Below are 13,125 nucleotides of genomic sequence, written 5' to 3'. Positions count from 1 at the left end.
CATGGCCTTCCTCGAAATCTCCGGTCTCAAAAAGCGCTTCGGCGCAGTCGACATTCTCAAGGGGATCGACCTCGAACTCGAAAAGGGCGGCTTTCTCGTGCTGGTCGGCCCATCCGGCTGCGGCAAGTCCACCCTGCTCAACACCATTGCCGGGCTGGAGACGATCACCTCAGGCGATATCAAGATCGACGGGCGCGACATCAGCGGCCTGCATCCCTCCAAGCGCGACATCGCCATGGTGTTCCAGTCCTATGCGCTCTATCCGAACATGACGGTGGCGGGCAACATCGCCTTCGGCATGGAGATCCGCGGTGTGCCGAAGGAGGAGCGCGCCAGGGCGATCGCCCAAGTCTCCGACATGCTGCAGATCGGCCATCTGCTCGACCGCAAGCCGAGCCAGCTCTCCGGCGGCCAGCGCCAGCGTGTCGCCATGGGAAGGGCGCTGGTGCGCAATCCGCAGGTCTTCCTGTTCGACGAACCGCTCTCCAATCTCGACGCCAAGCTGCGCGTCGACATGCGCACCGAGATCAAGCGGCTGCATCAGCGCATGGGCACCACCTTCGTCTATGTCACCCACGACCAGATCGAGGCGATGACGCTGGCGACCAAGATCGCCGTACTGAAGGATGGCGTGCTGCAGCAGTTCGGCACGCCGGCCGAGATCTATAACAGCCCCTCCAACATCTTCGTCGCCGCCTTCATGGGCTCGCCGGCGATGAACCTGCTCAACGCCACCGTCGAGAACGGCGCCGGCGGCCTCGAAGTCTCGCTGGAGCGGCCGAATGCCGCCCCGCTCCGACTGCCCGTCATCTCAGGCAATGACGGCCTGACCGCCTATACCGGCAGACAGGTGATCTTCGGCATCCGGCCGGAGGCCTTGACCGATCCCGATGGCGCCGACCGCAAGGCGCGCTCGCTGACCGAGGGCGATTGCCTGATCGAGGTGGTCGAACCGGCCGGCTCCGATACCTTCGCCGTCACCAAGCTCGGCGGTAAATCCGTCGTCGCCCGCCTGCGCGCCGATACCGGCATCGCGCCAGGACAAAACACCCGCCTCGCATTCAATCTCGATAAGGCCGTCTTCTTCGATCCCAGTAGCCAGCTCAGGATCGGGTGAGGGCCGTTGGAGCGCCGCGCGTCTAGAAAGACGCACTAAGGACGCTCTAACAGTTTGAGTTTGCGCATAATTCCTTTCCGAAAATCGATTTCGATTTTCGGGGTTATGCGCTAGGCAGCCGTCACGCCGAGCGTCACCGACGCAAAACGCGTGGAAACCGCTTCGATAGTGATCTCGCCGGTGAACCCGGTCGCCTCCAGCCAGAAACCGGCGGTGCCGCCCTGCAGCGGGACATTGGTCGGGCCGACGATCCTAGCCGGGCCGTGAACCTTCAGCGAAATGCTGTCGTTCAAGAAAGGCAGGCGCTGGCCGCGCTGGTCGAGGGCGCGGATGATGACCCGCGTGCTGTCGCGTTCACGGGCCTTCAGCGTCGAGCTGTCGGCAACGACTTCCAGAGTCGTCGGCAACGGATCGGCCACCAGCGTCAGGCTGGCCACCGGCTCGCCGCCGATATAGCCGGTGAAGGTGCCGTCGATCCATTCGAGACCCCAGGTGCCGAGCTCATCGGCGGTAAAGTGCCGATGGTCGAGCACGACGGGCGGGTGCGGCAGATGCGGGTAGTTCTCGCGATCCGGACCGATGCGCTTGGAAAGCCCGCCATATTGCAGTTCCACCTCGTCGCAATTGGTCAGGATGATCAGCGGCAGCACGCCGCCGATATTGCGTTCGCCGCGCGCCCAGAAGGTCACCGGCTTCATGACGATCTCCTCGGAAGGGTCGCACTGGCTGATATAGGCATAGGCCGCGAATTTCGGCTCGCGGAACATGTCCATCACGCCGTGATAGCAGATGCGGTCGCCGGAGCCGAAATCCTTGTGGGTGTTGTAATCGAACATGCACCAGCCGATGGCGCCGGAGATATCAGGATCGCCATGGGCGGCATTCAGCACTTCCAGGTGCCGGCGCACATGCTCGGCCTGGCGCTGCTCCTGGTCATAGATCTTCGTCGGGTGCATGTGGCCGTTGAACTCGGTGATCAGGTACGGCACCTTGTGCGATAGTCCGGTATTTTCCTGCTGGGCGCGCAGGGCGGTGCGCGGTCGGTTGGCGCCCGGCAGCTCTTCATTGCCGAGGATGAAGTCGTTCATCGTGTAGACGTCTTCGAGCAGCTCGCTCTCGGTGAGATAACGCACGCCGCCGGTCTGGCGGGTACTGTCGAGTTCACGGGCGAGGCGATTGGTCTTGGCGTAGAAATCGTGATTATCCTGCGATTCGTTGATGCGCACGCCCCAGATGATGATCGAGGGGTGGTTCCAGTCGCGCTCAATCATGCGGCGGACGTTCTCGATCGATTCCTGCTGCCAGTCGGCATCGCCGATATGCTGCCAGCCGGGGATCTCCTCGAAAACCAGCAGGCCGATTGCGTCGCATCGATCGAGGAACCATTTCGACTGCGGATAATGCGAAGTGCGGACAATATTGCACTTCAGCACCGTCTTCATGATGTCGGCGTCACGCTCCTGGGCAGAGCGGCCGGCGGCATAACCGACATAAGGGAAGGCCTGGTGGCGGTTGAGGCCGCGCAGCTTCAATGGCTTGCCGTTGAGGAGGAAACCTTCCGGCGTGAATTCGGCGGTGCGGAAGCCGAACCGGGTGGAAATACGGTCGGAGCCGTGTTCGGTCCTGAGCTCGACGGTGACGTCATAGAGCGTGGGATCGGTGATGTCCCAGAGGGCGATGCCGGTGAGGCCGCCAAAGGAGAGCGTGGTGCGGCTGCCGATCGTTTCGGTCGCGGCAGTGGCGACCACCGTGCCGTCGGCCTGTTTCAGCGTGGCAGTGACGGTCGCCGAGAAGCTGCGGCCCTCGGGATTGGCGATGTCGACGCGGATGGTCGCCGATTTCTCCGGGCGAAGAACGTCAGTGGTTTCGATCTTGAGATTGCGGATCGAGACCGGGTCGGTGACCTTCAGCCAGACATCGCGGTAGATGCCGGCATAGGTCAGATAATCGATGCGGCCGCCGAAAGGCGGAATGTCAGGGTTCTCGCTGCCGTCGATCTTGACGGTGACGAGGTTCTCGCCCTTGACGAGCTTGCCGGTGAGGCGGGCCTCGAAGGGCGTGTATCCGTCCTTATAGGCAATGATTTCTTCGCCGTTCAGATAGACGACGCTGTCGGCCATGGCGGCATCGAAGACGAGCGAAACCTCGCGGCCCTCGAATTCCGGCAGCCAGCGCAGCACCTTCTGATAGGTGAAGGCGCGCTGATAGCTGGTCTCGTCGAAATAGCTGAAGGGCAGTTCGACGGCGGTATGCGGCAGGCTGACCGACTTGGCGGCATCGAAAGCTTCGAGCAAACGCTGGCCGAAGCCCTCATGGAAACTCCAGCCTTCGTTGAAGGAAACGACGGAACGCATTTCAGGCTCTCCAGGTTACGACATCAGGGACATTGCGGCGCCTCTCGGCGCGTGAAAATCTGGTCATCGGTATTCCTCCTGGACGCAATGGATGAGCGAGCCGCTAAAATACGTCACATCGAATTCGATTCATGCGACGCGCTTTAGCTTTTTTCATGCATGTCGTCACCCCGCAACCGCTGTGCACTTCCAGGCAACATGCTTCAGGCGGTCGAGCCCCAGCGGGCGGTGCAGGTGAGCGTGATGCTGTGCGGGCCTTCGATCTCGGCGTCATGCCGTTCGATCAATTCGACGACGGCATCGATGAAGGCGACGTGGTTCAGGCTCAGTGTGGTCAGGTCGTTGCAATCCCAGGCAGCCATGGCGATGCCGTCCTGGCCGACGATGGCGATATCATCAGGGGTGTTCTTGCCGAGCACCCGGCGGGCCGCATCGCGTGCGCCGATCGCCATGACGTCGTTGCCGCAGATGATGGCGTCGACCTTATCCCGGTGCAGCAGGAGCACGGCTTCCTTGAAGCCGGAATCATAGGAGTAGTCACCGAAGGCCTGTGCCTCGAAAGCAAGTCCGCGCTTGGCTAGCGCATCGACGAACCATTTTCGCCGGAGCTTGTCGATCCAGCTTGAATTGGTGCCGGAAAGGTAGGCAAAACGCTTCTTGCCGTCGCGGACGATCTTATCGACGATCTCGTCGGCCGCCTCAGCGCCGTCGATGCGGATGCTGGAGACGTTTTCGTTGTCGAGCGGCTCGAAGGAGACGATGATCGGCTTCGTCGTGTGGAAGATGTCGACCGCATCTTGCATCGACACCATGTCGGAGAAGACGACGACGTGATCGACCTGATAGGTGGATGCAAGGCGCATCAGTTGCAGCCGGTCGGAATGATCGGCGCAGCAGAGGATGATCGGCAGCAATTGTCTGGCCTGCAGGCGGTGGACGAGAAGCTGTTGCTCCTCAGCCTCGCAAGGGTTGCCGATCGCATTGACGACGAGGGCGACGAGCCGCGAGCGCTGGTTGTTCAGCGAGCGGGCGATCGCGTTCGGCTGGTAGCCATGTTCACGGGCGACGGCGAGGATGCGGTCACGCGTGGCGCTGCCGATGCGCGAATCCGGCGAGAAGGCGCGGGAAATGGTGGCGGAAGAGACGCCGGCGAGTTTCGCCAGTTCCTTCGAAGTGATCCGCCGTCTGTTCATTCCGCTCATCTTCAGCGCCTATTGGGCGACGATCCTGACGGAAGCGCCGTCGGCCGCTGCCGATTCCTTGATTGCATCCCATAGCCTAGCGAATCTGAGGCCCATTTCAACGGAGCCGGAGTTTTCCATCTTTCCCTCGCGAATGGCGAGGAAATTCTTCATCGGGTTGCCGAGAATCTCGGCTTCCTCGCGCGGCTCGGCGATCCGCCCGATACTGATCTCGCGCCAGCCACCCCAGGCGTCGATGCGCACGATCGCCTTCGAATAGAAGAAGGTGATGTAGGAAGCGCAGCCCGGAGGTCCTTCGCCGGCGGCCGTCAATGTCGCCAGCGCGCCGTTCTTCAGCCGGGCGCAGACGGCCGTGGTGATATCGACCTGTCTGCCGTGGTTGTTCATATAGGCGGACACACTGTCGAAGTCCGAATTGGCGAGCAGGCAGACGGTGTTCATCATATGGGCGCCGGTATCGAACATGAAGCCGCCGCCGGAGATGTCAGGCTGCTGCTTCCAATGGCCGTCGTAATTGGACGACCAGCTTTCCCAGATCATGCCCGATATGGCGATCAACTCGCCGAATTCGCCGGTGAGGGCCCGCCGGCGCGTGTCGAGCACCAGCGGCGACAGGCCGCCCTGGAAGGCGGTGACGATGGTGACGCCGCTATTTTTCTGTGCGGCGATCAGCCTCTCGGCCTCAGCAACCGTCGTCACCATCGGCTTTTCCAGGAAGAGATCGAGGTCAGCCTCGGCGACGGCAGTTGCCTGCTCGGCATGGAAGGCATGCGGGGTCGAGACGTAGACGATGTCGAGTTCGCCCCGGCATTCCGCGAGCATCTGGCGATAATCCTCGAAGCTCCTCGGTTCTGGTGCGCCGGCGGCGAGGCAGACGTCGATCAGGCGCTGGCGCGACGCCGCCGTGGTGTCGGCGAGAGCAGCGAATTCGATCTCCGGCATCTTGACCCAGCTCTCGGCATATTCCGCCGCCTTCAAGCCAGCGCCGATGACGCCGAGGCGCAATTTCTCAGACATGAAATTCCTCCCTGAATACATTGTGCACACGATTACACAAACTGTATGGCGATGGCAATATCTAAATAAATAAGCAATATCAGTATATTAAATCTCTTGTTCGAATCTTTTCAAAACCGTCTTGTCAGCATTTGGAATGCGTGTACATTTTCACGACCGGTGCTGGAGGGCGCCGTGTCTCTACAAAAGGGAGGACTTCCGTTGAAGAAAATGGTTCTTGGCGGCCTATGCGCCATTCTGCTGAGCGCGGTTTCGACGCTGGCACAGGCAGAAACAATCCGAATTGCAAATCATGGTCAGGCCGGCATCGACGCGATGAAGTCGACGGTCGAGCGGATCGAAAAGAAATATGGCGTCACCGTCGAGGTCATCGAATATCCGGCGCCCGACAAGGACTACCTGACGAAACTCCTGACCGAGCTCGGCGCCGGCAACGCGCCCGACCTGTTCTCCATCCCGACGACGGCTGCGGTCGCCGACATGGTGGAAGCCGGTTACCTCGCGCCTGTTACCAAGGAGTTCAAGGCCTGGGACGGCTACGCCAACCTCTATGACGTCGCCAAGGAGCTTGCCGTCAGCCCGGATGGTGAAACCTATGTGATGCCGTTCATGCTCGGCATTCAGGAAATCTATTACCGCAAGGACGTTCTCGAAAAAGCCGGCATCTCCACCGAACAGCCGAAGACCTGGCAGGAACTTCTCGACCGCGCGGCCGAGATCAAGCAGAAGACCGGCGCCTACGGCCTACTCTTTCCGGCCGGCGTTTCCTGGGGAAGCGGTGCCTTCGACGAAGGTTTCCAGCATCTGCTCGTCGGTTCCAAGACGCCGCAGTTGGTCGATGCCGACGGCAAGCTCGATCTGAATGGCGAAGGCATCAAGGATGTCTTCAACGTCTACAAGGAACTGATCGACAAGGATCTGATGCCGACGCAGCCGCTGCTCGGACCCGAGCCCTGGGTCGTGCCGAAGTACCAGATGTTCCCGGAAGGCAAGCTCGCCGCGACTACCTGCGGCTCCTGGTGCTATATTTTCGACTGGGGTCGCGAAAGCAAGAACCCGATCCCTGACGTGACGAAGGTGGTCGGCACCTGGACGGTTCCCGGCCAGAGCAGCGGCCAGTATGTGCTTGCCAATCTCGCTGCGCCGTGGGCCGTCAATTCCAAGTCGGCCAATACCGAACTGGCAATCAAGGCGCTGATGGAGATCGGCTCGATCGAGACGCAGGTTTCCTACGCCGCCCGCATCGGCAACATCCCCGCCAGCAAGGATGCGGCTGACAATGCCGAGTTCCAGAAGCTGACGGAACTGGTTCCGATCCATGCTGCGGCCGGGAACGGCGTGTTCCTGAAGCAGGCCTCTGGTTTCGGTACGGTCTCGGAAGGGGTCGCGCGGGCCACCGAAGCGCTGCTGCGCAAGGAAACCGATGCCGCCGGCGCCCAGAAGATCCTTGTCGACTACGTCAAGGAAACGCTCGGCGACGACATGGTCAAGTAAGCTCCGGCACCCTCTCTTCCGCCACGACGGGGACGCGGCGCCAACGCCCGCGTCTTCCCGCTTTCATTCGATAAGCCGGTTCCATCGATAAGGTTTGTGAGCTTCCATGGCCCGAAACTCTCATGAAAAGCGCGCCGAGCGGCAATGGCTGCTGATCCTGCTGCCCTCGCTGGTGCTGCTTCTGGCCTTCGTCATCTATCCGGCCCTCTATTCGATCTATCTGAGCTTCACCAATGAGGCGCTGACCGGGGCTGCGGCCCTTCGGCCCCGTTTCGTCGGTTTCAGGAACTATACGCGGCTCTTCAACGACGCGAAGTTCTGGAATTCGCTGTTCGTCACCTTCGTCTTCGTCATCGGTTCGGCGGTGATCGGCCAGTTCGTGCTCGGCCTGATCTCGGCAATTGCGCTGCGCCGGCCGATCCGCTTTCGGCGGGTGTTCTCGTCGATCATCCTGTTGCCGAACGCGGCCCCTGAAGTCGTCGCCGGTTTCATGTGGATCTCGATGCTGGCGGGCGGCGACAATGCCACACTCAGCCGCATCGTCAGCTTCTTCGGCATCACGCCGGCCGACTGGCTGCAGGTCTTCCCGCTGTCGATGATCATTGTCGTCAACACCTGGCGCGGCATCGCAACGGCGATGATCCTATTAACGGCCGGCCTCAGCACCATTCCAGCGGAGATCTACGAGGCGGCCCGCATGGACGGCGCGACACCGTCGCAGATGTTCCGACGCATCACCCTGCCGCTGATGATGCCGACGATCCTGCTCTATATGCTGATCTCGGCCGTCTCCACCATCGCCGTCTTCGGTCTCGTCTATGCGCTGACGCGCGGCGGGCCGGGCGGGGCGACCGAGGTCGTCAGCATCTATATCTACAACCAGTCCTTCACGGCGTTCCAGCTGGGCTATGGTGCTGCGGTCGCCGTCGTCGCGCTCGTCATCTCACTGATATTAGGTATCGCCTATGTCCGGGCCATGAAGGTGGAGGTCTGACATGGCCGTCGTTTCCCCGAGCGAAACTGCAAACAAAGGTCGGTCCGACCTCATCGCCTATGCGACGCTGTCGCTGATCTCGATCTTCTGCGCGGTACCTTTCTTCTGGGTGCTGCTTGCCTCTCTCGACGGCAATGCGCAGCTCTTCCTGCATTGGCCGGAGCAGTGGACCTTCGCCAACTATATCAGGGTCTTCACCAAGGAAGACGGGGCGAAGTGGCTGTTCAATTCGCTCTTCGTGGTCGCTAGCGCGACGCTGCTCGTCATGGTGCTTTCGGGGCTCGGCGGTTATGCGCTGTCGCGCACCCGGGCCTGGTGGAAGCTGCCTTTCCTCTACGCAATCCTGCTCATCCGGGTGCTGCCGCCGACGGCGCTGGTCGTGCCGCTCTATAAATTCCTGCTGACGTTGAACAATGCGGAAGCGGCGGTGCTCAGGCCGATCTTCGGCAGCTATACGCGTGACATCATGCGCTGGACTGGCTTCATCGACGGGTATCTTGGGCTGATCCTGGTGCTTGCGACAATGCAATTGCCGCTGGCGCTCTGGATCATGAAGACCTTCTTCGATGGGCTGCCGAGGGACTACGAGGAGGCGGCGCTGATGGATGGGGCAACACTCACCCAGCGCATCCGCCGGGTGCTGATCCCGCTGGCGCTGCCGGGGCTGGCTGCGGCCGGGCTTTTCGCCTTCATGTCGGCCTGGGGCGATTTCCTGCTGCCGCTGATCCTCCTGTCGTCGCCGGAGCTGCAGACGCTGCCGCTCGGTCTCTTCCGCGCCTTCCTGCGCATCAACGAGATCGATTACGGCCTGCTGACCGCGCTGGCATTCATCTATCTGCTGCCCGCCGTCGTCGCCTTCGGTTTTGCGCGGCGCTTCCTCGTCCAGACGTTTTCGGGCGGCGTGAAGGGCTGAGATCAAGAAAGAGAAACAGATGATCAATCTCAGAAACGTTCGCAAATTCTACGGCGCGCTCGAGGTCATCAAGGGCGTCGACATTACCGTGGAAGACGGAGAATTCGCGGTTTTCGTCGGCCCCTCCGGCTGCGGCAAGTCCACGCTGCTGCGGATGATCGCCGGCCTCGAAGGCATCGATGACGGCGACCTTATCCTCAACGGCAAACGCATCAACGACGTGCCGCCCGACAAGCGCGGCATTGCCATGGTGTTCCAGTCCTATGCGCTCTATCCGCATATGAGCGTTGCCGAAAACATTGGCTTCTCGCTCAGCCTGAAGAAGGTGCCGGAGGCGGAAATCCGCCGGCAGGTGGAAGGTGTCGCCGAAATCCTGCAGCTCACCGACTACCTCGACCGCCGCCCGGCCGCCCTTTCCGGCGGCCAGCGCCAGCGCGTGGCGATCGGCCGCGCCATCATCAAGAAACCGGCGCTGATCCTGTTCGACGAACCGCTGTCGAACCTCGATTCGGCGCTGCGCGTGCAGATGCGCGCCGAGCTGCAACGCCTGCACCGCGAGCTGAAGGCGACGGTCGTCTACGTCACGCACGACCAGGTGGAGGCGATGACGATGGCGGACCGCATCGTCGTGCTGAACAAGGGCGTCGTCGCTCAACAGGGCGCGCCGATGGATCTCTACCATCAGCCGGACAACGAATTTGTCGCAACCTTCATCGGCTCGCCAAAGATGAACGTGCTGCCGATGACGGCGACGCGCCGGGATGGCGGCAAGGTGCATCTGGAAAGCCCGCTCGGCCTTTCCATCGACCTTTCAGACGGCAATGGCGCCGTGCAGCAGGGCGAGGCGAAGCTCGGCATTCGGCCGGAACATCTGAAGCTCGCACCCCAAGGGCAGGGTGATTTTTCGGCCGAGGTCGTCATCGTCGAGCGTTTGGGCGTGGAGACCTATCTGACAGTCGGTTCGCAGCAGCAGCCGATTGTCGTACGCGCCGAAGGCGATATCGCGGTGCGGCCGGGCGATCGTGTGTCGCTGACTGCCGAGCGCGCCGGTTGCCATCTGTTTGATTCCGCCGGCCGGGTAATCCGTTCGGCAACCGCTTGAAACACATCGAGGAATGACATGACAATCAAGGTCACGATCTGGAACGAAGGGCGCCACGAGCAGGTCCACAAGGAAGTTCAGGATATCTATCCTGATCGTATCGACGGAGCGATCGCTGCCGGTATCGCCCACCCCGATTTCGAGGTCCGCCGCGGTACGCTAGACGATCCGGATGAAGGGCTGCCGGATTCCGTGCTCAATGATACCGACGTGCTGCTCTGGTGGGGGCATATGGCGCATGAGGAGGTCAGCGACGGGCTGATCGACCGCGTGCAGCAGCGCGTGCTGAAGGGCATGGGCCTGCTGGTCCTGCATTCCGGCCATCATTCCAAGCTCTTCCGCCGGCTGATGGGGACCAATGCCAACCTTTCCTGGCGCGAGACGCCTGATGGCGACCTGGAGCGCGTCTGGGTGGTCAATCCCTCGCATCCTATCGCCGAGGGGCTGCCGCCCTATTTCGAGGTCAATGCCTCGGAAATGTACGGCGAACCCTTCGACATTCCGCAGCCGGACGAGCTGGTGTTCATCTCCTGGTATTCCGGCGGCGAGGTGTTCCGCAGCGGCTGCACCTTCCAGCGCGGGCGTGGGCGCATCTTCTTCTTCAGCCCCGGCCACGAGACCTACCCGATCTATCACGACAAGACCGTGCATAAGGTGATCTCGAACGGCATCCGCTGGGCGCGGCAGAAACACACCGATGGCCGCATTCTGGAAAACTGGCACCGGGCCGAGCCGCTGCACGGGCGTCCCGACAAAGCGAAGGCCTGATCTATGGATATTGTGCGCCGGTCGTCTTGATATAGATCGAATAGACCGAACGTGTCGCGGTGATGAAGAGCCGGTTTTTCTTGGGGCCGCCGAAGGTGAGGTTGGACACCGTCTGCGGCACCCTGATCTTGCCGAGCAGGGTTCCGTCGGGCGAAAAGCAGTGCACGCCGTCGGAGGCACTCGTCCAGAGATTGCCGGCGACATCGAAACGAAAACCGTCGGGATGGCCGACATCGAGGCTACAGAAGTAGCGGCTGTTGGCAAGCCCCTTGCCGTCGGTGACGTCGAAAACGCGGATATGGCGCGGCACTTCATGTTTTGCGGAGCCGGAATCGGCAATATAAAGCTTCGTCTCATCGGGCGAGAACGCAAGGCCGTTCGGCTGGATGAAATCCTCGACGACGGCGTCGATCGCGCCGCTTGCCGGGTCGATCCGGTAGACATTGCGCGTCGACTGCTCGGGTTCGGCCTTGTGGCCCTCGTAATCCGACAGGATGCCGTAGGTCGGATCGGTGAACCAGACCCCGCCGTCGGAGTGCACGACGACGTCGTTCGGCGAGTTCAGCCGTTTGCCCTGATAGCTGTCGGCGAGAACGGTGATGGTGCCGTCCGTCTCGGTGCGGGTGACACGGCGGCCGCCATGTTCGCAGGAGACCAGCCGGCCCTGCCGGTCGCGGGTATTGCCATTGACGTAGCTGGAGGGTGAGCGGAAGACGGAGACCGTCCCATCCGGTGTCCAGCGCATCATGCGTTCATTCGGGATATCGCTCCAGAGAAGGCAGTTCAGGTCGGAAAACCAGACCGGGCCTTCCGTCCAGCGGCAGCCGGAATAAAGCTCCTCGAGGCCGGCGCTGCCGATGACCATTGCACCGAAGCGTTCGTCGCGGATCTCATAAATCGGATTGTCGCCCATGCCAGTTTCCTCCCTGAATGCTGCCGTTCTTTTCCTAGCGGCAAAAAGCTGGAGGTGCCAGAGCCCGGCGATGGAAATGCCGGGCTCCGGTTTCGTATAGCCTTTCCTGGTCAGCTTGAAGCATTCTGTTGGCTCAAACGGAGTCGAATGATCGACCGGCCGGCGCGCGTCGTAGCCAAGCTCTACGGCCAAGCCGGCCGGTCGATCAGCCGGCCCGTTTCAGCCAACCCGAAGGGCCGGGCATCTTTCCGCCAGGATCAGAGGCGATCGGCTCGGACGTACCAAGAGGTATGCCCTTCGCCAATCGCCTCTGCCCTGACGAAAACCTGCTCCGGCAGAATGCTGCAATCTGACCAGGAAAGGCTCTAGAGGGCGGCGACCGGATGCGGCGAGCCGTCGTAAGCGCCCCAGATCGACTGGTCGAAGCAGATGACCGAGCCGGTCATCAGGCCGGATTCGGAAGACGACAGGTAAGCGCAGGCGCGCGCCACCTCGTGCGGATCGACGAGACGGCCGAAGGGCTGGCTTGCCGCCGCCTTCTCCAGCCAGTCGGCCGGTGCGCCGTGATATTCGCGCTGAATGCGGTCCTCGCCTTCAGAGGCCATCCAACCGATGTTCAGACCATTGACGCGGATGCGGTTGCGCAGGAGCGCATAGGCGGTGTTCTTCGTCAGCGTTTCCAGCGCGCCCTTGGAGGCGCAATAGGCGGCGATGAAGGGCTGGCCGGCTTTGGCCGACATCGAGCCGATGTTGACGATCGTACCCTCGATCTTTTCGCGGCGCATGACCTTCACCGCTTCCTGCATCAGGAAAAACGGCGCGCGAACATTGACGGCGAACATTGCGTCGAAGAGTTCCGGGCTGGTGTCGAGGATGGTGCCGCGATCGGTGATGGCGGCGGCATTGACCAGCGCATCGACACGACCGAAGGTCTCGTCGCAGGCGCGCACGACATTCTGTGCATCCTCGACCTTGCCGAGGTCGGACTTGACGTAGACGATCCTGGTGCCGGTCGCAGCCGAAATCTCCGCCGCCTTCGCCTTGCCCTTGGCTTCGTTGCGGCCGCAGATGACGATGCCTTTTGCACCGCGTTCGGCGAAGAGGCGGGCGATCGTCGCGCCCAATCCTTGCGTGCCGCCGGTGACGATGGCGATCTTGCCGTCAAGGCGGCCGTGGTCTGTGCTCATGTGGTTCCTCCATTGCGATGATGTGCGAATGGCCTCCCGCGGGTGCGGGAGGCTTTTATGTCAG

Annotated in this window: 11 protein-coding genes; 6 read left to right on the top strand and 5 right to left on the bottom strand. The window is 61.7% G+C overall.

From position 1 onward, the window contains the following. The first annotated feature begins 1 nt into the window (after position 1). Positions 2-1,117: an ABC transporter ATP-binding protein gene (locus tag AC2444_RS19105; RefSeq protein WP_487762898.1), complete on the top strand. Its 1,116-nt coding sequence runs from the start codon at positions 2-4 to the stop codon at positions 1,115-1,117. 110 nt (positions 1,118-1,227) lie between these two features. Here the strand turns inward: AC2444_RS19105 and AC2444_RS19100 are convergent, their stop codons facing one another. The 3 genes from AC2444_RS19100 to AC2444_RS19090 all read right to left on the bottom strand — a co-directional run bounded on the left by AC2444_RS19100 (position 1,228) and on the right by AC2444_RS19090 (position 5,690). Continuing rightward, complete coding sequence (locus tag AC2444_RS19100; protein WP_012759099.1) at positions 1,228-3,471, bottom strand: glycoside hydrolase family 2 protein; 2,244 nt, start codon at positions 3,469-3,471, stop codon at positions 1,228-1,230. Positions 3,472-3,674: 203 nt separating this feature from the next. Next, a complete protein-coding gene (locus AC2444_RS19095) occupies positions 3,675-4,673 on the bottom strand; it encodes a LacI family DNA-binding transcriptional regulator (RefSeq protein ID WP_012759098.1) in 999 nt (332 codons plus the stop codon). Positions 4,674-4,682: 9 nt separating this feature from the next. Then, positions 4,683-5,690, bottom strand: a complete 1,008-nt coding sequence (locus AC2444_RS19090; RefSeq protein ID WP_128449212.1) for a Gfo/Idh/MocA family protein — start codon at positions 5,688-5,690, stop codon at positions 4,683-4,685. 201 nt (positions 5,691-5,891) lie between these two features. Between AC2444_RS19090 and AC2444_RS19085 the strand changes: the two genes are divergently transcribed. The 5 genes from AC2444_RS19085 (at position 5,892) to AC2444_RS19065 (ending at position 10,961) form a co-directional block, all read left to right on the top strand. Then, positions 5,892-7,184 carry an ABC transporter substrate-binding protein gene (locus tag AC2444_RS19085; RefSeq protein WP_012759096.1) on the top strand — a complete coding sequence of 431 codons (1,293 nt, stop codon included), beginning with the start codon at positions 5,892-5,894 and terminating at the stop codon, positions 7,182-7,184. 106 nt (positions 7,185-7,290) lie between these two features. Beyond that, positions 7,291-8,178, top strand: coding sequence for a carbohydrate ABC transporter permease (locus AC2444_RS19080; RefSeq protein WP_012759095.1), 888 nt, complete (start codon positions 7,291-7,293; stop codon positions 8,176-8,178). Between the two features lies 1 nt (position 8,179). Continuing rightward, positions 8,180-9,091, top strand: a complete 912-nt coding sequence (locus AC2444_RS19075; RefSeq protein WP_012759094.1) for a carbohydrate ABC transporter permease — start codon at positions 8,180-8,182, stop codon at positions 9,089-9,091. Between the two features lie 19 nt (positions 9,092-9,110). Continuing rightward, positions 9,111-10,193, top strand: coding sequence for an ABC transporter ATP-binding protein (locus AC2444_RS19070; RefSeq protein WP_012759093.1), 1,083 nt, complete (start codon positions 9,111-9,113; stop codon positions 10,191-10,193). An 18-nt stretch (positions 10,194-10,211) separates the two neighbouring features. After that, positions 10,212-10,961 (top strand): ThuA domain-containing protein, encoded by a 750-nt coding sequence (locus AC2444_RS19065; RefSeq protein ID WP_012759092.1) that lies wholly within the window; start codon positions 10,212-10,214, stop codon positions 10,959-10,961. Between the two features lies 1 nt (position 10,962). On the opposite strand, the gene AC2444_RS19060 is transcribed toward AC2444_RS19065, so the two are convergent. Beyond that, positions 10,963-11,874 carry an SMP-30/gluconolactonase/LRE family protein gene (locus AC2444_RS19060; RefSeq protein WP_012759091.1) on the bottom strand — a complete coding sequence of 304 codons (912 nt, stop codon included), beginning with the start codon at positions 11,872-11,874 and terminating at the stop codon, positions 10,963-10,965. Between the two features lie 365 nt (positions 11,875-12,239). Further along, the gene (locus tag AC2444_RS19055; protein ID WP_012759090.1) at positions 12,240-13,061 is read right to left on the bottom strand and encodes an SDR family oxidoreductase; all 822 of its coding nucleotides are present in this window, start codon (positions 13,059-13,061) and stop codon (positions 12,240-12,242) included. Positions 13,062-13,125 lie beyond the last annotated feature (64 nt).

The sequence above is a fragment of the Rhizobium sp. WSM1328 genome, from assembly GCF_057653715.1.
Note: the sequence above shows the minus strand (reverse complement) of the source record. Positions and strands in the feature narration are given on the sequence as shown.

What these genes read in the sequence shown, in the direction of transcription:
- AC2444_RS19090 (WP_128449212.1), bottom strand. Translation starts at nt 5,690, where the DNA reads ATGTCTGAGAAATTGCGCCTCGGCGTCATCGGCGCTGGCTTGAAGGCG.
- AC2444_RS19075 (WP_012759094.1), top strand. Translation starts at nt 8,180, where the DNA reads ATGGCCGTCGTTTCCCCGAGCGAAACTGCAAACAAAGGTCGGTCCGAC.
- AC2444_RS19065 (WP_012759092.1), top strand. Translation starts at nt 10,212, where the DNA reads ATGACAATCAAGGTCACGATCTGGAACGAAGGGCGCCACGAGCAGGTC.
- AC2444_RS19105 (WP_487762898.1), top strand. Translation starts at nt 2, where the DNA reads ATGGCCTTCCTCGAAATCTCCGGTCTCAAAAAGCGCTTCGGCGCAGTC.
- AC2444_RS19080 (WP_012759095.1), top strand. Translation starts at nt 7,291, where the DNA reads ATGGCCCGAAACTCTCATGAAAAGCGCGCCGAGCGGCAATGGCTGCTG.
- AC2444_RS19060 (WP_012759091.1), bottom strand. Translation starts at nt 11,874, where the DNA reads ATGGGCGACAATCCGATTTATGAGATCCGCGACGAACGCTTCGGTGCA.
- AC2444_RS19070 (WP_012759093.1), top strand. Translation starts at nt 9,111, where the DNA reads ATGATCAATCTCAGAAACGTTCGCAAATTCTACGGCGCGCTCGAGGTC.
- AC2444_RS19100 (WP_012759099.1), bottom strand. Translation starts at nt 3,471, where the DNA reads ATGCGTTCCGTCGTTTCCTTCAACGAAGGCTGGAGTTTCCATGAGGGC.
- AC2444_RS19095 (WP_012759098.1), bottom strand. Translation starts at nt 4,673, where the DNA reads ATGAGCGGAATGAACAGACGGCGGATCACTTCGAAGGAACTGGCGAAA.
- AC2444_RS19055 (WP_012759090.1), bottom strand. Translation starts at nt 13,061, where the DNA reads ATGAGCACAGACCACGGCCGCCTTGACGGCAAGATCGCCATCGTCACC.